This is a genomic window from Bradyrhizobium centrolobii (assembly GCF_001641635.1).
Classification (GTDB): domain Bacteria; phylum Pseudomonadota; class Alphaproteobacteria; order Rhizobiales; family Xanthobacteraceae; genus Bradyrhizobium; species Bradyrhizobium centrolobii.
This window is the reverse complement of sequence record NZ_LUUB01000123.1, coordinates 41,159-61,072: the sequence shown is the minus strand read 5'-3', so window position 1 is coordinate 61,072 and position 19,914 is coordinate 41,159. Positions and strand designations below refer to the sequence as shown.

The window sequence follows — 19,914 nt, the reverse complement described above, 5'->3', positions numbered from 1 at the left end:
GGCTTCACCAATTGCGGCGCGATCAGCTTGGCCGTGTGCCCCAGCTTGCCAAGCTCTCGCGCCAGGTGGTGAGCAGCCCCGCAGGCCTCGATCGCCACCACCGTCGGCGGCAGCTTGGCAAAAAACGCCAGCATCGCCTTGCGGCTCAGCCGCTTGCGAAGCACGACCGATTCCGATGCATCAACCCCATGCAATTGAAAAATATACTTCGACGTATCCATCCCAATGCGGATAATCTGGCTCACGGACGGCTCCTGCGAATGAGTTTCTGACAACCTCATTCTGGCACACTGATGCCGTAGGGGGCCGTCCACACCATCAACCACAGGGAGGAGTTGTTGCGCGAAGTTGGTAACTCCGAGTCCCCGTAACCACACCCGCCTGTGGTGATGGGTCCCGGATCGGCGCTCACTTCGTGCGCTTGTCCGGGACGACAGTTGAAAGGCGTGGCGTCCGCCCCCGTCAAATCCCCAGCATCATCTTCGCGATGATGTCGCGCTGGATCTCCGAGGTGCCGCCGAAGATCGTATAGGCCCGGCCGTTGAGATACTCCGGCACGACCGTCAGCATGTCCTCAGGCACCGCCGGTTCGTGGTTGAGCTTGTAGAGCGGGCGCATCGGCTCGACGGCGAGGGCGTCGTGGCCGATCACGTCGGCGCCCAGCCGCGTCACGGCCTGCCGGATCTCGCTGACGCGCAGCTTCAGGAGCGATGACACCGCGCCGGGATTCTGCCCGGTCTGCAGCGCGGAGAGCACGCGCAGCTCCGTCATCTCCAGCGCGTCGATGTCGACCTCGACCTCGGAGATGCGCGCGGCGATATCGGGGCTGTCGATCGCGCGTCCGGTGAGATCCGATTCCGCCAGCTCCGAGATCGCCTTCAATCCCTCGCGCAGCTTCGCTGACGCGATCCCCGAGCCACGCTCGAACTCGAGCAGATATTTGCCGTAGGTCCAGCCCTTGCCTTCCTCGCCGACGCGGTTGGCGACGGGCACGCGCACGTCGTCGAAAAACACCTGGTTGACCTCGTGGTCGCCGCCGATGGTGAGGATCGGGCGCGTGGTGATGCCCGGCGTCTTCATGTCGATCAGGATGAAGCTGATGCCGTCCTGCTGCCGCGGCCCATCGCTGGTGCGCACCAGCGCGAACATGCGGTTGGCGTGATGGGCATGCGTGGTCCAGATCTTCGTGCCGTTGATGATGTAGTCGTCGCCGTCCCGCACCGCGCGCGTCTTCAGCGAGGAGAGATCGGAGCCGGAGCCCGGCTCGGAATAGCCCTGGCACCAATAGTCCTCGCCGGAGAGAATGCGCGGCAGGTAAAAGTTCTTCTGCTCGGGCGAGCCGAAGCCGATGATGACGGGCCCGACCATCTTCACGCCCATCACGTTGACGTTTGGCACGCCGGCCCGCGCGCATTCGGTCTCGAAAATCCAGCGCTGCGCCGGTGTCCAGTCCGGCCCGCCATGGTCGACCGGCCAGCCCGGCGCGCCCCAGCCCTGTCGGTGCAGCGCGCGCTGCCAGGCCATGCCGATATCGGGATCGGAGAAGACGGACGGCGTCAGCGCGGTCGCGCGCTTCATTTTGTCGGTGAGATTCTTTGCAATGAAGCCGCGTACCTCGCCCTGGAAGGTGCGCTCCTCGGCATTGAACGACAGATCCATGATGCGCTCCTCTTCTCAGACCGGCGCGGCCGCGCGTCTCAGCTCGGCGTGGCGGCGGTAGTGATGCGCGCTGCCGCCGAACAGCGTATCGAAAGCGACGAGGCGCTTGAAATAGGCGCCGACCTCGAGTTCCTCGGTGACGCCCATGCCACCGTGAAGCTGGATCGACTGCTCGCCGACGAAGCGCGCGCATTTGCCGATCTTCGCCTTCGCGCCCGACGCAGCCCGCGCGCGCTCGACCGGCTCGGCGTCGACCTTCAGCGCGGCGCGCAGTGCCATCGAGCGTGCCTCGTCGACCTGCATCGCCATGTCGGCGAGGCGATGGCGGATCACCTGGTTGGCGGACAGCGGCCGGCCGAACTGTTTTCGAATTTTGGTGTATTCCAGCGTCGTTTCCAGCAGCGTCTGCATGATGCCGACGGCCTCGGCGCCGAGCGCGGCCATGGCGCGATCGACGGCCCATTCGATCGCGGGCAGCGCGCCGTGACCGTCGCCGAGCAGGGCGCCTTCTGGAAGATGAACGTCGGCTAGCTCGATGTTGCAGGCCCGCCCGCCGCCGAGGCGCGGATATTCTGAGATCACAAGACTCGGCGTATGCGCCGGCACCAGGAACAGGCCGATCCGGCCCGACGGGCCCTGATGGTCGTGGATGTGCGCGGAGACGATCATCTCGTCGGCGGCGTGCCCGTCGAGCACGGCGATCTTGCCGCCGGCAAGGCGCCAGCCCTGCGCCGTCCTGTTGGCGATGGTCGCGACCTTGGCGAGATCGAACCGCGCGGCGCGTTCGGAATGCGCAAAAGCGAGCTTCAGCGTTCCGTCCGCGATCTTCGGCAGTCTCGCCTGCTTCTGCGCGGTGCTGCCGCATTTGTCGATCAGCGCGGCCCCCAGCACGATCGTCGCGACATAGGGCTCTGACACCAGCCCGCGGCCGAAGGCTTCCATCAATATGCCGATCTCGACCGCGCCGCCGCTGAGCCCGCCAAACTCTTCCGCGATCGGCAGCGCCAGCCAGCCTAGCTCGGCAAACTGCTTCCAGACCGCCGGGCTGAAGCCGAGCGGATCGTTCGCCATCTTGCGGCGATGGTCGGCATCGTAGCTCTCGGCCACGAAACGCTCCGCGCTCTCGCGCAGCAGCTTTTGCTCGTCACTGAGATTGAGATCCATCGTGTCTACTCCGCGGCTGCCGGCGGCTTGCGCACGGAGGGATGCAGGCCGGATGGGTCGACCACCATGCCGAACTCCTGAAGGTTATGGGCGTGGCAGAGCTGATGCAGCGCAAAGGCCTGGTCGATCGCGGCCGGCTGGCCCATGACGTCGACCGAGCGATTGACTGCCTCCTTGGTCAGCTTCAGCGCGAATGTCGGTTTTGTCGCGATCCTGCGCGCCAGCGCCAGCACGCTCGCAGACAGCTCCGCGCGCGGCACGACCTGGTTGACCATGCCGAGCTGGTGGGCGTCCTGCGCACTCCAGCTATCGGCCGTGAACAAAAATTCCTTGGCCTTGCGCGGACCGAGCTCCCAAGGGTGCACGAACCATTCGACGCCGCACACGCCCATGGTGACGACGGGATCGCAGAACTGCGCATCGTCACTGGCGACGATGAGGTCGCAGGCCCAGGCCAGCATCAGCCCGCCGGCAATGCATTTGCCGTGCACCTCGGCGATGGTCGGCTTGGCGAGGTTGCGCCAGCGCCGCGTGATCTGGAGATAGATTTCCTGCTCGCGCGCGAAGCGGCCATGGGCGTTAGGCTCAGCGAAGCCGCCCCAATTTCCGATCGGCGGAAAATCGACGCCTGCGGCATTCTTGCCGCCCGGGCGCAGATCGTGACCGGAGGAGAAGTGCGGGCCGCTGCCGGCGAGGATAATCACCTTGACCGCATCGTCCTGCACCGCCGCATCGAAGGCGGCGTTGAGGTCGTAGGTCATTTGCAGATTCTGCGCGTTGCGCGCCTCGGGCCGGTTCATCACGATCCGCGCGATCGCCGGATCCGGCCTCTGCACGAGGATGGTCTCGAACGATGACATGGCGTTCCCCTGCCGTTTTTCGTCTTGGTGTTATTCTTGCTCCGAGTTGACTATGTCGTCCGGTGATAGGCAAGAGGCTTGCGTCAGTCGGCTGCTTTTCGCGCCTTCAGTGACGACGTCCGGCGTATCGCGCGCGCGCTCAATCTGATAATTTGCGTCAGATTTCACCGGGAGAAATTTAATGCGCAAGATCCTGACGGTGCTGGCGGCGCTTGCCTCGCTCAGCCTGACCAATTGCGGCTACAACGCGATCCAGGGCCAGGATGAGCAGATCAAGGCCAACTGGTCGGAGGTCGTGAACCAGTATCAGCGCCGCGCCGATCTCGTGCCCAATCTCGTCAACTCGGTGAAGGGCTTTGCCCAGCAGGAGAAGGACGTGCTGCTCGGGGTCACCAATGCGCGCGCCAAGGTCGGCAGCATCCAGGCAACCCCCGAGGTGCTGAACGATCCCGCAGCCTTCCAGAAATTCCAGGCTGCCCAGGGCGAGCTCTCCAGCGCGCTGTCGCGCCTCCTGGTCGTCACCGAGAACTACCCGCAGCTCAAATCGGATGCCCTGTTCAAGGATCTGATGTCCCAGCTCGAAGGCACCGAGAACCGCATCACGGTGGCGCGCAACCGCTACATCAAGGCGGTGCAGGACTATAACGTCACCATCCGCTCGTTCCCGAGCAACCTCACCGCGATGGCGTTCGGCTACAAGGAGAGGCCGAACTTCTCGGTCGACAACGAGAAGGAAATCTCGACCGCGCCGAAGGTGGACTTCAACCCGGCGCCGGCGCCGTCGAAGTAAGCGCGTTCGATTTTGCGAATGCGCTTTGCCCCACCCACCGCTGTCATTCCCCGCGAAAGCGGGGAATCCAGTACGCCTCGGCTTCTCGGTTCAAGCACAGCCGCCTCTGGAATACTGGATCGCCCGCCTCCGCGGGCGATGACAGCGAGGTTGTTGCGCGCTTGTTCGACCTTCGCATCGCGCTGCGTCCTCTTCTTTGCGCTCCTCCTCGCCTTCGCGTCTGCCGCTTCAGCCGACGTCGCCGTGCCTCAGCTCACGGGGCGCGTCGTCGACCAGACCGGGACGCTATCGAGCAGCGACCTCGCGTCGCTCAACCAGAAGCTCCGGGATTTCGAGGCGAAGAAAGGCAGCCAGGTTGCCGTCTTGATCGTGCCGACGACGCAGCCCGAGACCATCGAGCAGTACTCGATCCGCGTCGCTGACGCCTGGAAGGTCGGACGGAAGAAGGTCGATGACGGCGCGATCCTGCTGGTTGCCAAGAACGACCGCCACTTGCGGATCGAGGTCGGCTACGGCCTCGAAGGCGCGCTCACCGACGTCACCTCGCGGCGGATCATCGATGAGGTCATCACGCCGAAGTTCCGGACGGGCGATTTCGCCGGCGGCATCTCTGACGGCGTCGACCGCATGATCCGCGTGATCGACGGCGAGCCGTTGCCGGCGCCTGCGCGCAGCACGAGCTTCAGCAATGACTTCAGCGATTTTGGGCCTGTCATTCCCTTTGCCCTTTTCGCCTCGCTGTTCGTTGGCGGCATCCTGCGCACGATGCTGGGGCGCTTGCTCGGGTCGGTCGCGACCGGCGGCGTGCTCGCAGCGCTGGCCTGGTTTATGGTCGGCTCCGCCGCTCTTGCGCTGGCCGTCGGCGCCATCGCTTTCCTCCTGGCCTTCATCGCCGATCTCTTCCCGATGGCAACGGGGCCGGGCACCGGTTATTCGCGTCGCGGCTCCTGGTCGAGCGGCTCATCGTCGGGGGGCGGCTGGAGCAGCGGCTCGTCCAGCGACAGCGGCAGCTTCAGCGGCGGTGGCGGCAGCTTTGGCGGCGGCGGCGCCTCGGGGAGCTGGTAGGTATGAGCATCAGGCGTATCACCCGGCATCTGTTCCTGCACCATTGGCGCGCCAAGCAGGTGTTCACGCGGGACGTGCTCGGTCGCATCGAGCAGGCGATCAAGCGCGGTGAGACCACCCATGCCGGCCAGGTCCGCTTCGTCATCGAAGGCGCGCTCGACGGCGCTGCGCTGTTTCGCAACCAGGCTGCACGCGAGCGCGCGCTCGACGTGTTCTCGCATTTGCGAATCTGGGACACCGCGCACAACAACGGCGTCCTGATCTATCTCCTGCTCGCCGACCGCGACGTCGAGATCGTCGCCGACCGCGGCATCGACAAGAAGGTTGGAGCCGAGGGGTGGGAGAACATCTGCCGCGCGATGGAGGCCGAATTCAGGTCTGGCCAGTTCGAGCGCGGCGCGATCGGCGGCATCGAGGCGGTGTCGCGGGAGCTGGCGAAGCATTTTCCGCCGCAAGGCCCGCATCCCAACGAGCTGCCGGACAAGCCGGTGGTTATGTGACGGGCCGGAAGGTGGTTGTAGCGAGCGCCCCAAACTCCGTCATTGCGGAAGCAGCGCGGTGATCTCACCCCAACGTCGTCCCGGCGAAGGCCGGGACCCATACCGCGAGGTCTATCGATGGTGTGCGGTGGGAGTTCCGAACGACGAGTCTTCGCCAAACGTCTCCCTGGGGTTATGGGTCCTGGCTTTCGCCAGGACGACATCGTGGGAGCGTTGTGCTTGGCTTCACAAATGATGCCCTCGGCGCGAGGCCAGCTAATCATCCAGCTTGTTCAGATCCCGCACCGACTGCATGATCGGCTCGAAGTTCGAGCGGGCATCGAGCGCGTTGAACAGCTGCGCGGTGTCCTCCAGCAATCCGTGCGAGCGCGCGATCGCGATGCGGACATCCTCCTGCGGCGTATCGGACAGCCTCCCGTGCCCTGACAACAGGATCTTCGAATCCAGCCCCTTCAGCCGCTCCAGCGACTGGATGTAGTCGGCGATGCTGCCCGAGCCGAACACGCCGCCCATCACGCCGCCGGGCATCAGCGTGTCGGAGGCGAACAGGAGCCCCTTGTCCTGGTCGAACAGCGTGATGCAGGCCGAGGTGTGGCCCGGCGTGTACATCACGTTGAGGCGGAAATTGCCGAGATCGATCAGATTGCCTTCCTCGAGCCAGATGTCGATGTTGATCGGCACATTTGGCTCGTTGAACATCTTTCGCAGCATCGAGAAATCGTCGCGCAGCATGATCTTGTTGGCGGCGAGGCGATGCGCTGCGATGAACGTGCGGCGCTCGTTGAAATGCCAGGCGGCGCCGATATGGTCGAGATGCTCGTGGCTCAGCACCACCATGTCGATCTTTTCGGGCGGGCAGCCGGCGAAGTTGAGGCACTCCACCATCGCCGGATAGTTGGTGGAGAGCCCGACATCGATCAGGATCGTCCGCGCCGAGCCGCGCACCAGATAAGCGTTGGCGGCGCGATTGGCGAAGCGGATCTGATAGACGTCGTCCGCCGCCTGGATCAGCGAGCAGATGTCGTTCTTCATCAGGATCGGGAAGGCCGTGGGCTTGCGGTCGCTCATGGCTGTGCTGCCCTATAGGTGACGGCGTTGGAGGCCCGCAGGCGCTTGGAGAGCGCGTCCATCACCATCAGCGCGAACGCCGGCTGCTGGCTGACGAGATAGACGAAGCGGGCGTGATTGATCCTCATGACCTTCGTGTGCGACGCCGCCGCGATCGCGGTCGCCGAGCGCGCCGAGCCGTCGATCACGGCCATCTCGCCGAAGAACTCGCCCTTGCCGAGCTTGACGATGGTGGTTTTCGTTGCGCCGCGGATCTTGGCGATCTCGACCTGGCCGTCGAGCACCACGAACAACTCGCGGCCCGTCGAGCCCTCCTCGAAGATGACGTCATCGACACCAAACTCGTTGATGCACTTCTCGATCGTCATGACACCCTCTGGCCTTCTGGCGGACGGGACGAGTCATGTTAGCCGGGGAGCAAGGTCCGGCAAACAGGCCGTTCGACGGAGGACGGCCGCCTGCCGCAGAGCAGCATCGGCTTACAATTTGTTTCACGACCGCCACGCCGGTTCCACTTTCCGGGCCAAATTCGGCCCCGGATGAGTTCCTAAAACTTCGGTAAGCGGGTCCGAAGGTAAGGATTTCGCAAGCAATGAAAGTTACCAAAAGGTCAATCTTGACTGGAGTATTTGAGTCGTGAGCGAACCAATGCCCGAGCAGGCCGGCCAGAACACTGGCGAATACACTGGCGTCGTTGAAGCCGCCGCTGCCGAGCCGCAGGCCGTCGAGGCTACGACCGGCGTCGAGGCCCCCTCGATCGCCCCCGACCACGAGGCGCCGCCCAGGGCTGATGAGGCAAAGCCGGATGCCCCCAACGTCGATGCGCCCCGGATCGTGGTGCCGCAGCTCGGCGCCAGGCCGGAGGTCGAGGCGAACGCCGAAGCCAAGCCTGAGCCGAAGCCCGGCAAGCTCATCGTGATGGCGCCCTCGGACCGCTCCTGGGAGCGCGAGGAGTTCGCCTCCCATGCGAAGGCCGACGAGACGCGTGAGGCCGGCGGCAAGCGGCGTCTGTCCGCGATGGCCGCGGTGGTAGCGCTCGCAGCCTGCGTCGGCGCGATCAGCGGCGCGCTGGCGACCGCCGGCGTCATGCATTTCGCCGCCGCCCCGGCTCCGGCGCCGGCACAGGTGGCCGACACCAGCGCGCTGGAAAGCTCGGTCGCCCGGATCGACGCCGATGTCGTCGCGCTCAAGACCAATCTTGAGCACACCTCCAAGACCGGCCTCAGCCAGTTCAACCGGACCAACGACCGCCTCGACAAGCTCGAGAAGGCGCAGGCCGAGCCGATGGCCAAGCTCGCAAAGCTGTCCGAGACGGTCGACAAGCTCCGCGCCGCGCCGCCCGCCGGGCCCGCGCAGGCCGCCGCCGCGGCGCCCGCGAAGGAGACAACGGGCTCGATCGCGCCGACCCAGGTTGCCACTGCCGCAGCCGCGCCGACTGCTGCGCCCGCCGCGCCCAAGGTCGAGGTCGGCCGGTTGCCGACGGTCGAAGGCTGGGTGCTGCGTGACGTCGCCAATGGCGGCGCGCTGATCGAGGGCCGGGGAGCCCTCTACGAGGTCTATGCCGGCGATCCCGTGCCGGGCCTTGGCCGCATCGATGCGATCCGCCGCCAGGACGGCCGCTGGGTGGTGGTCACCAGCAAGGGCCTGATCGTCGCGCGCTGAGCCGTCGATATCCGACTTTTGAAGAGGCGCTTCACCGCGATGTGAAGCGCCTTTTTGCTTGAATAGGCGTCCCTGCGCGGTGTTAGTGAAGGCATGAGCCGCGCGTTGCGAATTCTCGTTGCTGTCGTCGTGCTGTTCGGCGGCGTCGTGGCGCTCTCGGCAGCGGAGAACGCGCCGCTCGAGCGCGGCACCGCGATCACGGAACCCGATCTCCTGCGAAAGCTCGATCAACGCGACGCGCTCGCGATCTCGCGCCTGCTGTGGCCGGAGCGGAACGCGGACTTTCCGCTGACCACCGACCTGCTGTTTTCGTCGCTGCCGCGGCTCAAGCAAATTCTACCCGCGATCGATGCGGAGTTCGATCGCTACATCGCGCGACACGAGGCGGAATCGCCGACCGAAACCATCGGCGTCGGCGACGGCTTTGACGTCCACTTGTTCGATCGCGCCGTCCTGAAATCCCGCGACACGCGCTTCGTGCTGGCCGGCATCGTCAACCGCATGGACCGCGCCTATGTGTCGGAAGAGTCCTGCGGCGAAATCCGCCTGATCTACCGGCTGACGCGTTTCGACAGCAATCCCGATGGCGGGAAGACTTCGACGCGCCTGCCGATGACGCTCAACCTGGTGATGAAGGCGAGGGATGCGCGCCAGACTGATCGCAGCGGCAAGCCGCTCACCTGCGCCGAGGTCGCGCGGCGCTGGCTCGACAATGGCGACTGGCAGGGGTTGATCGGTAGTAGCTTCTATCCCTACGATGCGATGCTTGATCGGATCGAGACCAACATCCAGATCTCGGTCGCGCCGAAATCGGCGCTGCACGATTTCCGCTCCGACTATCTGCTCAAGGTCTTCAAGTACAACCACGACACAAAACTGTTTGAGGAATCGACGCTGGAGAACCAGATCGACCGCGACCGGATTCGCGCGGACGACGCGCTCCGCCGTGACTTCAAGGCCTGGCTGCTCGAGGCTGACCATTTCCGCGAGTTCGATCGCGGTACGGTCCTGATCCCTGAGAAGTTTTTGGCCAAGGCCGCGGTCGCGCCGACGCCGGCCGGCGTCGATGCTTCTGCGTTGCAGCCGGAGTTCGGCATGATGCAGGGCGAGGGCAAGGGCGATCCCGTCTTCACCGACAATGACGTGGTTGGTGCACTCAAGCAGGCGGCCGCGCGCGGCATCGACATGCAGAACATCCGCTCGGTCGCGGGCTTCCAGCGCCGCCTCAACGACATCACCTGCGCCGGCTGCCACCAGACCCGCGGCATTGGCGGCTTTCATTTTCCGGGCGTCGACTGGCTCGTGGACAAGCCGTCCAATTCCACCATCGTGCCGGCTTCGCCGCATTTCTTCGGCGACCAGGTTCGCCGTCATGACATCCTGGCTGCGTTTGCAGAGGGCAAACGCCCTGATTTCTCACGCGGATTTTCCAGCCGGCCGCAGACCCGCGGCAGCCGGGAGCTGGCCGGGACCGAATACGAAGATGGCTGGGGCGCGCATTGTTCCCTGCAAAATGCGGGATCGGGAACGACTGATAAGAGTTTTACGTCATGGACCTGTGCTAAGGGTCTCACCTGTCAGGCTGCTTCGGCATCGAGCCGCATCGGCATGTGTTTCATCAAGACGCGTTAGAGCATGATCCAAGTGCGTAGCGGTCTGCGAAAAGATCATGCGCAAGATCAAGTCCGGCGAAAACCGATTTGGACGACTCATGACCGACACCAGCGACGCCAACAAGGAGCGCAATCGCGAGATCGCGCGCAATGAGGAAGCCAAACAGGTCACCGGCAGCATCCGCGTCAGCACCTGGGCGGTCGCGGTTGTCGTCATCGGCGGCGGGATCCTGTTCACGCTCGGCTGGCTGGCGTTACGGTCGTAGGGGGGAGCGATGCCTCTTCACCTCGCCCCGCTTGCGGGGAGAGGTCGGATTGCATCGAAGATGCAATCCGGGTGAGGGGGGCTTCGGCGAATCCAACTCTCACCATTTCCGCGGAGAGAGCCCCTCACCCCAACCCTCTCCCCGTAAGAACGGGGAGAGGGAGAAGAGCACTTACTTTGCGTAGTGCGTCAGCCGCTTGCCGGGTAAGAGGTCGTACGCCGACTTCCAGCCGGGCAACGCGGCGAGGCGGCCGAGCCATGCGTGGATGGCGGGATGGCTCGCTGCGAAATCATAGCCGTGCTCGTCGCTCGGATAGTGCAGGTAGGCCATCATCGAGAAATCGGCGACCGTCGGCTTGGCGCCGATCGCGAAGGCGTTGCGCTGGAGATGTCCTTCCAAAATGCCGAGGAAATCGTCGATCCGGTAGCGGAAGTGTTTCATCACTTGCGGGTCGCCGTTCGGGATGAATGTCCGCATGAAGCGGTAGGTCGCCATGTAGCCGGTGAGCTTGTGGTTGTCCCAGAACAGCCAGCGCAGCAGCTCGAACTTCTCCTCCGCCGTCTCGCCGCCGAAGCGGCCATACTGCTCGGCGAGCTTGAGCAGGATCGGCGCAGTCTGCGTCATCTTCACGCCGTCGACTTCCAGCACCGGGATCTCGCCCATTTCGTTCACCGTTTTGCGCCATTCCGGGGTGCGCGTGACGCCGCCGCCAAAATCGGTCCAGACCGGCCCGAACGTCTCGCCGCACAGCGTCAGCATCAGCGCCAGCTTGTAGCTGTTGCCGGATTCGGGGAAGTAGTGCAGGCGATAGCTGGGCATGGGACCCTCACGAGACGATGCGGGATGGCGTCGGTGAGGCTACATCGTCCCGCATCGTCATTGCGAGCGCAGCGAAGCAATCCAGAAATGCATCTGCGCAGGCCGTTCGGAGTTGATATCTGCCCACCGTCGTCCCGGCGAAGGCCGCGACCCATAACCCCAGGGAGAAGTTTGGCGAAGACTCGTCGTTCGGTACTCCTACCGACCGCACTTGACAGATTCCGCGGTATGGTCCCGGCCTTCGCCGGGACGACGGCGGTGTATGCGGCGCGCGCGGCGCGTCCCTTACCCCACCGCGCCCGATGACCGCAGCTGCTTGATCGCCGCCTCGTCGTATCCCGCCCGGCGCAAAATCTCGTCACTGTGCTCGCCGACGGCGGGCGGCTTGCGCGGCTGCACCTTCTTGGCGCCGTCGACCCAGATCGGGCTGTTGATGGTGAGCATGGTGTCGTTCTCGAACGGCACCAGCACCTCGTTTTCGAGCATCTGCTTGTCGTTCGGGATGTCGTCCAGGATCCCGACGACGCCGAACACCAAGCCGTTGCCGTCGAGGATCTTGCGCCATTCGGCAAGATCCCTGGTGGCGAACACTTCGTCAAAGATCCTGATCAGCTCGACCGAACGGGCGTGGCGGTCCGGCTTGGTGATGAAACGGGGGTCGTTGATGAGGTCCTCGCGTCCGATGCAGCGCGCCAGCGTCGGCCACTGCCGGTCCTCGTTCAGCAGCGACAGGATGATCCAGCGGCCGTCCTTGCATTGATAGTGATTGGTCACGGCGTTGAGCGCGCGTTCGCGCGGGCGCCGCTCGCCGAACTTGGCGCCGCAGAGCTTGGCCTGCGCCAGCACGCTCGCCGCCCACACCCCGTTCGCCATCAGGTTGGAGGCGACATGAGAGCCCTTGCCGGTCTTCTCGCGCTGATAGAGCGCGGTGACGATGGCGCCATAGAGCGCCATGGCGCAGGGGTGATCGCCCATGCCGGCGACGGAGCGGGCCGGCGTCGTGTGGGTGTCGGCGCGGACGAGGTCCATCAGGCCGGAGCGCGCCCAATAGGCGTTGCTGTCGAAGCCGGGCTTGTTGGCTTCCTCGCCCTTTTCGCCATAGCCGGTGAAGGAGGCGTAGATCAGGCGGTCGTTGAGATGGGCGAGGTGATCATAGGTGATGCCGAGCTTGGCGCGCACCGGCGGCGGCATGTTGGTGATGAAGACGTCGGCCTCTTCCACGAGCTTGTAGAGCACGGCCTGCGCCTCCGGCTTGGAGAGGTCGAGCGCGATGCTCTTCTTGTTGCGGGCCTCGAGCAGCCAGGCGAAATTGTGCTCGCCGGTCGGATAGCCAGGCAGGTTCGGCAGATTGCGGTAGGGGTCGCCGGCGCCGGGCGGCTCGATCTTGATGACGTCGGCGCCGAAATCCGACAGCACGGTCGCGGCAGCAGGCGCTGCGATGAAGCTCGCGCAGTCCAGAACCTTCAGGCCCGCAAAAATGCCCTTTTCCATCGTGGCGTTGCTCCCTCGCTCTTGTTGTTTCCCGCGCGCTGGAATTAGCACGGCCAAGTCGTGGGAGCATTAGACCGATGTTCTGGCGGGATGCAACGCTCCTTCCCGTGCCTACTCCTCCCCCGCAAGCAAGGCAGCATTGCCGCCCGCGGCAGCGGTATTGATGGTCACGGTCTGCTCGGTCGCGAAGCGCGCGAGGTAGTGCGGGCCGCCGGCCTTCGGGCCGGTTCCTGACAACCCGTTGCCGCCGAACGGCTGCACGCCGACCACGGCGCCGATCATGTTGCGGTTGACATAGATGTTGCCGACCTGCACCCGGTCGATGATGGCCTCGACGGTGTCGTCGATGCGCGAATGGATGCCGAGCGTGAGCCCATAGCCGGTGCGATCGATCGCGGCCAGCACCTGTCCAAACTCCTCGGCTGGATAGCGGACGACATGCAGGATCGGGCCAAACACCTCTTCGGTGAGTTGGCCGGCCTCCCTGAGTTCGAAGATGTGTGGGGCGACGAAGCAGCCCTCCGGCGCGGTGCCGGCAAAGTGCAGCCGCGCCTCTTTCTTCATCCGCGCTATATGGGCATCGAGACGCTGTTTGGCCTCCTGGTCTATCACCGGCCCGACATGGGTCGCGACATCGCCGGCGTCGCCGATCTTCAATTCGTGCGCCGCGCCCGCGATCATCTCGATGATGCGATCGGCGACGTCCTCCTGCATGAACAAGAGCCGCAGCGCCGAGCAGCGCTGACCGGCGGAACGGAAGGCGGAGGTGACCACATCGTCGGCGACCTGCTCGGGCAGCGCGGTCGCATCCGCGATCATGGCGTTGATACCGCCAGTCTCCGCGATCAGCGGCACGATCGGTCCTTCCTTGGCGGCGAGCGCCCGGTTGATCGCGCGCGCGACTTCGGTCGAGCCGGTGAAGACGACGCCGGCGATATCGGGTTGTGCTGTCAGCACAGCGCCGATGCGGCCGTCGCCGGTGACGAGGCGCAGTACATCGGCAGGGATGCCGGCCTCGTGCAGCAGCCGCACCGCCTCGACCGCGATACGCGGCGTCTGCTCGGCGGGCTTGGCCACCACGCAGTTGCCTGCCATCAGCGCCGCCGTGACCTGGCCGAGGAAGATCGCGAGCGGAAAATTCCAGGGCGAGATCGCCACGAATACGCCGCGTCCGCGCAAGCCCAGCACGTTGCTTTCGCCGGTGGGGCCCGGCATCGCGGTTTCGCTTCCGAACAGTCTTCGGCCCTGCGCCGCATAGTAGCGGCAGAAGTCCGCGGCCTCGCGCAGCTCGGACAGCGCATCGTCGAGCGTCTTGCCGCCCTCGCGCTGCAAGAGCGCGATGAAATGAGCGCCGCGGCTCTCCAGGAGATGCGCGGCCTGCTCGAGCGACGCCGCGCGCGCGGCTGCCGGTGTCCGGCTCCAGGCCGCAAAGCCCGCGCGCACTGCTGCCACCGCGGCGTCGGCCTGATCGGGCGTTGCGTCGGCGACCGGTTTGAGGTCGAGCGTCTCGTTCCTGATGTCGGCGAGCAGTCGGTCGAGCGCGGTGCGCTCGCCGAATTCGATGCCGCGCGAATTACGCCGGTCCGGCGCGAACAGATCGCATGGCAGCGGAATCTTGGGATGCGAGGCCTGCTGCGGCCGGGCGATGGCATCGGCCGGACGCTGCAGCAGCGCCGGGACCGGCACGCGATAGTCGGCGGCCTGCGCCACGAAGGAGGAGTTGGCGCCATTCTCGAGCAGCCGCCGCACCAGATAGGCGAGCAGGTCGCGATGGCTGCCGACCGGCGCATAGGTACGGTAGGCGATGTCAGGATGATCCTTCGCAAGCTGCTCGTAGAGCGCCTCGCCCATGCCGTGTAGGCGCTGGAACTCGAAGCCGCCGCTGTCGCCCGCAAGCTCCAGCACGGTCGCGACCGTCAGCGCATTGTGGGTGGCGAATTGCGGGAAGATGCGCGGCCGTAGGCCCAGAAGCTTGCGTGCGCAGGCCACGAAGTTCAGATCCGTCATCGCCTTGCGGGTGAACACGGGATAGCCGTCGAGCCCACGCTCCTGCGCGCGCTTGATCTCGGTGTCCCAATAGGCGCCCTTGACCAGCCGCACCATCAGCTTGCGGTCATGCGCATGCGCAAGCTCGTCGACATAGTCGATCACTGCGCTGGCCCGCTTCTGATAAGCCTGGATCGCGAGCCCGAATCCGTCCCAGCCGGCGAGCGATGCATCGGCGAGCGTCGCCGCGATCACATCGAGTGACAGCTCCAACCGGTCGGCTTCCTCGGCGTCGACGGTGAAGTTCAGGTCATAGTTCTTGGCGCGCCGTGCAAGATCGAGCAGTTGCGGCACCAGCTCGCGCATCACGCGTTCGCGGCTGATCGCCTCGAAGCGCGGGTGCAGCGCCGACAACTTGACGGAGATACCGGGCCGGTCGGGCAGGGCGTGGCTGCCCGCCGTCTTGCCGATAGTGTCGATCGCGCTGGCATAGGCGTCGAAATAGCGCTTCGCATCAGCTGCCGTGCGCGCGGCTTCGCCGAGCATGTCGAAGGAATAGCGGGCCTGGTGGCCGGAGTGCGGCCGAGCCCGCTCCAGCGCCTGCTCGATGGTCTCGCCGAGTACGAAATGATTGCCCATCAGCCGCATCGCCTGGCGCGTCGCCGCGCGCACCGCCGGCGCCCCGAGCCGCTTCACCAGCCGGCCGATGGTGCCGTCGGGCGTCTCGCCGGGCTGGATCACCCGCGCCGACAGTCCGAGCGCCCAGGCCGAGGCGTTGACCAGGAAGGCCGTGGACTTGGTCTCGTGGTGGATGAAATCGCCCTCGCCGAGCTTGTCCTCGATGAACTGGTCGGCGGTGCGCGCGTCGGGCACGCGCAGCAGCGCCTCGGCCAGTACCATCAGCGCCAGCCCTTCCTTGGTCGAGAGCGCGAACTCGCGCAGCATGTCCTCGACCCCGCCGAGGCGGTCGTCACGCTTGCGGATCGCCTCGATCAGCCGCGTGGCGACGCGATCGATCCGCGCCTCCTGCGCCGGGCTGAGAAGCCCTGCCGGCAGCAAGCGTGCGGCGATGTCGGCGTCAGCGGGGGCGTAGGGGGCGGTGAAGGGAGGAGGGATGTTGGGCATGGCGTGTCCTCTGGCCGAAACGCAAAATAATCCGCTCTTCGCCGTAGTTCGATAGACAAATATGCCATCCTGCCTTAGAAAATGAAGACGGGTTGGATTTGGGCCGTATAAAATATGGAACTTGATCGAATCGACCGGAATATCCTCTCGATTTTACAAGAGGATGGGCGCATCGCCAACGTCGAACTCGCCGAACGCATCGGCCTGTCGCCGACCTCGGTCGGCGAACGGCTGAAGCGCTTGCAGCGCGAAGGCTTTGTCGAGGGCTATGGCGCAAGGCTCAATCCGCACCGGCTCGGCCTTGGGCTCCTGGTGTTCGTCGAGGTGCTGCTCGACAAGACCTCGCCGGAGAATTTCGAACGCTTCGCGCGTGCCGTCAAACTCGCGCCCGAGGTTCTGGAGTGTCACATGGTTGCCGGCGGCTTCGACTATCTTGTGAAGGCGCGCTTGGCCGATATGAGCGCGTATCGGCGCTTCCTCGGCGAGACCTTGCTGTCGATGCCGGGTGTCCGCGAGACGCGCACCTATGCAGTGATGGAGGAGATCAAGCGCGACGCACCGTTGCCGGTGGGCTGACATGTGCCGTCGCGATTGTCGTTGCTGTGGCGCTTACAAGCGGTCTTTGCAGGCAAAATAGCTATCCGTGCGCAATCGCAACGCCTGTCGTCGAATGCACTGACCGTCTTCTAAAATTTTCTTGGCCTCACTCCCGAAAGATATCCGGGAGGCAGCAAAGGCTGGCGGGCTTATACTTTGAGGTTCTCTGCGGAGGTCTTGCCCCGGTTTGCGATCTCTTCATACTCCACCGTCTGTCCCTCGTTGAGCGTGGACAGACCGGCCTTCTGCACTGCCGAGATATGCACGAACACATCCTTGCCGCCCGACGCAGGCTGGATAAATCCATAACCCTTCGTCGGGTTGAACCACTTGACCGTACCTTTGGGCATCACGTCTTCTCCGCGGGTCTTCCTCCGAGATCGCGAACCGCCAGTCCCCGCCAACCGGCCGGTTCGGTCCTAACAGGATACGCGGAATGTTGCGGGCTTGATAGCTCAAACCGCACGGGCGTTTGTGCGAAAACCGCTCAACTTCGCGGCGTTTTTGCCGGTTTTGCCCGTTTAGCGGTCATTTGGCCCGCACGCATGCCGCGACCTGTTAATAGGTCGCGGCCAGATAGTCGACGATCTTGCCGACGTCGGCATCGTCGATCGGCGCGCCGTACGCCTTGATCATCTTGGTCACCTCGGCCTGCCAGAAGGCCTTCTTGTCCTTCATCGGCGGCTGCGTGTTGACGTAATCGGCCGAATGGCAGGCCGTGCAATTGCCCTGGACGACCTCGAGATTGGGGCCTGGCTTGAACGCGGCGACCTCGTCCGGGATCTTGTAGTTGACGGGCGCCGCGGTCACGGAGGTGGGGCCGGTCGCAAGCCAGCCAAGGCCGGCAGCAAGCGCGATGGCGAGGAGAACAGTCCGTTGCATGGTTATCCTCCTTTAGGCCACCGTCACGCGGACGGTTTCGACGACGTTGCGCAAATAGCCCGCCGGGTTCCAGCGCGGCGTGTCCGGCTGAGTCTCGCCGGAATTGCTGGTGGCGCGAACCTTGAGGTCATAGGCGCCCGCCGCGAGCTTCACCGGCAGCTTCCATTCGCGGAAGGAGTATTTGCCGAGATCCTTGCCGAGCTTGGCGTTGGTCCAGGTCTTGCCGCCGTCGGTGGAGACCGCGACCTCCTTGATGCCCTTGCCGCCGTCGAAGGCGATGCCGCGCAGCGTCGTGCTTCCCGCCTTCAGCTTCGCGCCGTCGCCAACGCTGGTGATGAAGGAGCGGATCGTGAAGCGGTTGATCGGGATGGTCGCCTTCGGCGCGGTGCCCGGCTCCACGCAATTGCAGGGCGTATCGGGAATGCGATAGGCCGACTTCATCCAGAAGCCGTCGAACACGTTGTCGATGACGGTGATCTCGTTGAGGTGCTTGACCCAGTAGGTACCGTAATAGCCGGGCACGATCAGGCGCAGCGGAAAGCCGTTGAGGAACGGCAGGTCCTCGCCGTTCATGCCATAAGCCAGCATCACCTCGCCGTCGGTGGCGTGGTCGACATCGAGCGCCTTGACGAAGTCGGGCGTCTTGTCGCTGACCGGGCCGTCCATGCCGTTGAACGTGACCTGCTTGGCGCCGGCCTGCACGCCCGCCATATCGAGCACGGTCTTCAGCGGCACGCCGCGCCAGCGCGCGTTGCCCATGGCGCCGTTGGCGAGCTGGCCGCCGGCGACACGCGGATCGGAGAAGCCGCGACTGTTGCCTGAGCACTGGTTGACGGCGACGATCTCGGTCGCCTTCATCTTCTTTATGTCCTTCAGCGACAGCTTCAGCGGCTTGTCGACCTTGCCCTTGACCTCAAGCGTGAACTTGTCGGGATCGAGATTGTAGGGCAGGTCCGACAGGTGATAGCGGACGAAGAACGCGTTGTTCGGCGTGATCGGGCCGTCATTGAACACTGCGAACGGCGTCTCGAGCTGCGGTGGGCGGCTGGTCAGGCCGATCATCGGCCGCTTCTGCGGATATTTCACCAGCGGCCGTTCGCCATTGGCGAAGGGCAGGGTGACGGTGTCCACGGCCACTGCCTTGGTGGCGCCGAGGCCTGCCGCCAACGCGGCAAGGCCTGCTCCCTTGAGCAGGTTGCGTCTGTCGATCATGTGTCTCCCCCCGGAGCGCTGTGGTTTGAGTCGCGGTCATCACCGCAAACCCGTGCACATCTGTCGCTTCGAAGGCCGCGAAGTCAATTCGTGCTTTCGCAGCAGGCCCATGCCGCTGCGTTGCAACAACGCGGTGTTACTTGTACCGCATGTTGACCGGGGCGTGACGCCGCGAAGAAGGTGCGCTCCCTCTCCCGCTTGCGGGGGAGGGTTGGGGTGGGGGTGCTTCCACAATCGACACTCCCGATGTGGAGCGAGCCCCCACCCGGCGCTTCGCGCCGACCTCCCCCGCAAGCGGGAGAGGCGAAGCGAGCTCGCCGCGAGTCTATCCAAACAAGAGCTATGACCTTTTACGCCGCGACTCGCTCGCCGCGGTCGACCAGGGCGGTCAACTGCCTGGTGTCCGCGACCACGCGCACGACCATCGGCTGGTCGCGGCCGCGGATCGTAACCTCCTGTTGTGGCAGCGCGTCGTCGCGCAGGCCGGCGGTGCGGCGGACCTCTTCCGAGACGATCGCCTCGCATGCCAGTATCTTGGTCATGTCCTGGAGACGCGCGGCGACGTTGACGGCATCGCCGAGCGCGGTGAAGACGATGTGATCGCGATAGCCGATGTCGCCGATGATGACCTCGCCGCCGTGAACGCCGATGCCGAAGCGTATCGGCTGGCGCAAATCGTGACTCAAGAGCTCGTTGAGCTCGTCGATATGGAGGGCGATGCCGGCGGCGGCTTTCAGCGCCTGGCGGCAGGCGGTTTGCGGATCGGCCGTGAGCCCGAACAGCGCCAGCATGCCGTCGCCGACGAACTGGTTCGGCTGGCCGCCGTTCTCGATCACCGCCTGCGACACCGCGCCGAGGAAACGATTGACGATGAAGACGGTGTCGAATGGCAGCCGTTTCTCGGCGAGTTGCGTCGAGCCACGCATGTCCACGAACAGGCTGACGAGGTAGCGTTCCTGGCCGATCCGCGCCGGAGTCGAGGCCTGCGCGTTCGCCGACAGCGTGTGCGGCGTGAAGAGCTGGAAGAAGGAGAGGTCCGACGTCGGTCGCAACTGGCAGGCCAGCCTGATCGAGGGATCGGTGGTACCGACGCGGGTGAGCACGAAAGCCTCGCGCTGCGACGGCTCGGGCAGGGCGCCATGATCGCCGATGACG

19 protein-coding genes and 1 pseudogene are annotated in these 19,914 nt (G+C 64.9%); 7 read left to right on the top strand and 13 right to left on the bottom strand.

The annotated features are described in order from the left end of the window. The 4 genes and pseudogenes from AYJ54_RS43855 to AYJ54_RS43840 form a co-directional block, all read right to left on the bottom strand. Positions 1-245, bottom strand: a pseudogene (locus tag AYJ54_RS43855) (IS110 family transposase); the annotation flags it as partial. A 217-nt stretch (positions 246-462) separates the two neighbouring features. Continuing rightward, a complete protein-coding gene (locus AYJ54_RS43850) occupies positions 463-1,659 on the bottom strand; it encodes an acyl-CoA dehydrogenase family protein (RefSeq protein WP_063708698.1) in 1,197 nt (398 codons plus the stop codon). Between the two features lie 15 nt (positions 1,660-1,674). After that, on the bottom strand, positions 1,675-2,823 hold the full coding sequence (locus AYJ54_RS43845; protein WP_063708697.1) for an acyl-CoA dehydrogenase family protein: 1,149 nt from the start codon (positions 2,821-2,823) through the stop codon (positions 1,675-1,677). A 5-nt stretch (positions 2,824-2,828) separates the two neighbouring features. Beyond that, entirely contained in the window at positions 2,829-3,683 is an 855-nt protein-coding gene (locus tag AYJ54_RS43840; RefSeq protein WP_063708696.1) for an enoyl-CoA hydratase, read from the bottom strand. A gap of 181 nt (positions 3,684-3,864) precedes the next feature. Between AYJ54_RS43840 and AYJ54_RS43835 the strand changes: the two genes are divergently transcribed. The 3 genes from AYJ54_RS43835 (at position 3,865) to AYJ54_RS43825 (ending at position 6,038) form a co-directional block, all read left to right on the top strand. Continuing rightward, entirely contained in the window at positions 3,865-4,473 is a 609-nt protein-coding gene (locus AYJ54_RS43835) for a LemA family protein (protein ID WP_063708695.1), read from the top strand. 138 nt (positions 4,474-4,611) lie between these two features. Beyond that, positions 4,612-5,538, top strand: a complete 927-nt coding sequence (locus AYJ54_RS43830) for a TPM domain-containing protein (RefSeq protein WP_063708694.1) — start codon at positions 4,612-4,614, stop codon at positions 5,536-5,538. Positions 5,539-5,540: 2 nt separating this feature from the next. Further along, positions 5,541-6,038 (top strand): TPM domain-containing protein, encoded by a 498-nt coding sequence (locus tag AYJ54_RS43825; RefSeq protein ID WP_063708693.1) that lies wholly within the window; start codon positions 5,541-5,543, stop codon positions 6,036-6,038. Between the two features lie 255 nt (positions 6,039-6,293). On the opposite strand, the gene AYJ54_RS43820 is transcribed toward AYJ54_RS43825, so the two are convergent. Both AYJ54_RS43820 and AYJ54_RS43815 read right to left on the bottom strand, forming a co-directional pair. After that, a complete protein-coding gene (locus AYJ54_RS43820) occupies positions 6,294-7,106 on the bottom strand; it encodes an MBL fold metallo-hydrolase (RefSeq protein ID WP_063708692.1) in 813 nt (270 codons plus the stop codon). After that, positions 7,103-7,474, bottom strand: coding sequence for a Crp/Fnr family transcriptional regulator (locus tag AYJ54_RS43815; protein ID WP_063708691.1), 372 nt, complete (start codon positions 7,472-7,474; stop codon positions 7,103-7,105). Before AYJ54_RS43815 ends, AYJ54_RS43820 begins: the two co-directional genes overlap by 4 nt. Positions 7,475-7,754: 280 nt before the next feature. Between AYJ54_RS43815 and AYJ54_RS43810 the strand changes: the two genes are divergently transcribed. From AYJ54_RS43810 to AYJ54_RS43800, 3 genes are all read left to right on the top strand, one after another. Beyond that, positions 7,755-8,768: a hypothetical protein gene (locus AYJ54_RS43810; RefSeq protein ID WP_063708690.1), complete on the top strand. Its 1,014-nt coding sequence runs from the start codon at positions 7,755-7,757 to the stop codon at positions 8,766-8,768. Positions 8,769-8,861: 93 nt separating this feature from the next. Next, a complete protein-coding gene (locus AYJ54_RS43805) occupies positions 8,862-10,400 on the top strand; it encodes a hypothetical protein (RefSeq protein WP_063708689.1) in 1,539 nt (512 codons plus the stop codon). Positions 10,401-10,437: 37 nt separating this feature from the next. Further along, positions 10,438-10,647 carry a hypothetical protein gene (locus AYJ54_RS43800; protein ID WP_063708688.1) on the top strand — a complete coding sequence of 70 codons (210 nt, stop codon included), beginning with the start codon at positions 10,438-10,440 and terminating at the stop codon, positions 10,645-10,647. Between the two features lie 171 nt (positions 10,648-10,818). Here the strand turns inward: AYJ54_RS43800 and AYJ54_RS43795 are convergent, their stop codons facing one another. The 3 genes from AYJ54_RS43795 to putA all read right to left on the bottom strand — a co-directional run bounded on the left by AYJ54_RS43795 (position 10,819) and on the right by putA (position 16,068). Continuing rightward, on the bottom strand, positions 10,819-11,466 hold the full coding sequence (locus tag AYJ54_RS43795) for a glutathione S-transferase family protein (RefSeq protein WP_063708687.1): 648 nt from the start codon (positions 11,464-11,466) through the stop codon (positions 10,819-10,821). A 285-nt stretch (positions 11,467-11,751) separates the two neighbouring features. Then, entirely contained in the window at positions 11,752-12,957 is a 1,206-nt protein-coding gene (locus tag AYJ54_RS43790; RefSeq protein WP_063708686.1) for a CaiB/BaiF CoA transferase family protein, read from the bottom strand. 111 nt (positions 12,958-13,068) lie between these two features. Next, on the bottom strand, positions 13,069-16,068 hold the full coding sequence (putA, locus tag AYJ54_RS43785; protein ID WP_063708685.1) for a bifunctional proline dehydrogenase/L-glutamate gamma-semialdehyde dehydrogenase PutA: 3,000 nt from the start codon (positions 16,066-16,068) through the stop codon (positions 13,069-13,071). A gap of 114 nt (positions 16,069-16,182) precedes the next feature. Between putA and AYJ54_RS43780 the strand changes: the two genes are divergently transcribed. Then, the gene (locus tag AYJ54_RS43780) at positions 16,183-16,644 is read left to right on the top strand and encodes an Lrp/AsnC ligand binding domain-containing protein (protein ID WP_063708684.1); all 462 of its coding nucleotides are present in this window, start codon (positions 16,183-16,185) and stop codon (positions 16,642-16,644) included. A 170-nt stretch (positions 16,645-16,814) separates the two neighbouring features. On the opposite strand, the gene AYJ54_RS43775 is transcribed toward AYJ54_RS43780, so the two are convergent. The 4 genes from AYJ54_RS43775 to AYJ54_RS53290 form a co-directional block, all read right to left on the bottom strand. Then, entirely contained in the window at positions 16,815-17,015 is a 201-nt protein-coding gene (locus tag AYJ54_RS43775) for a cold-shock protein (RefSeq protein WP_027527932.1), read from the bottom strand. A gap of 208 nt (positions 17,016-17,223) precedes the next feature. Next, the gene (gene sorB, locus AYJ54_RS43770) at positions 17,224-17,547 is read right to left on the bottom strand and encodes a SorB family sulfite dehydrogenase c-type cytochrome subunit (RefSeq protein ID WP_063708683.1); all 324 of its coding nucleotides are present in this window, start codon (positions 17,545-17,547) and stop codon (positions 17,224-17,226) included. Between the two features lie 12 nt (positions 17,548-17,559). Then, positions 17,560-18,759 (bottom strand): SorA family sulfite dehydrogenase catalytic subunit, encoded by a 1,200-nt coding sequence (gene sorA / locus AYJ54_RS43765; RefSeq protein WP_063708682.1) that lies wholly within the window; start codon positions 18,757-18,759, stop codon positions 17,560-17,562. A gap of 350 nt (positions 18,760-19,109) precedes the next feature. Continuing rightward, on the bottom strand, positions 19,110-19,914 hold an 805-nt coding region (locus AYJ54_RS53290; RefSeq protein WP_283808774.1), incomplete at its 5' end, for an adenylate/guanylate cyclase domain-containing protein.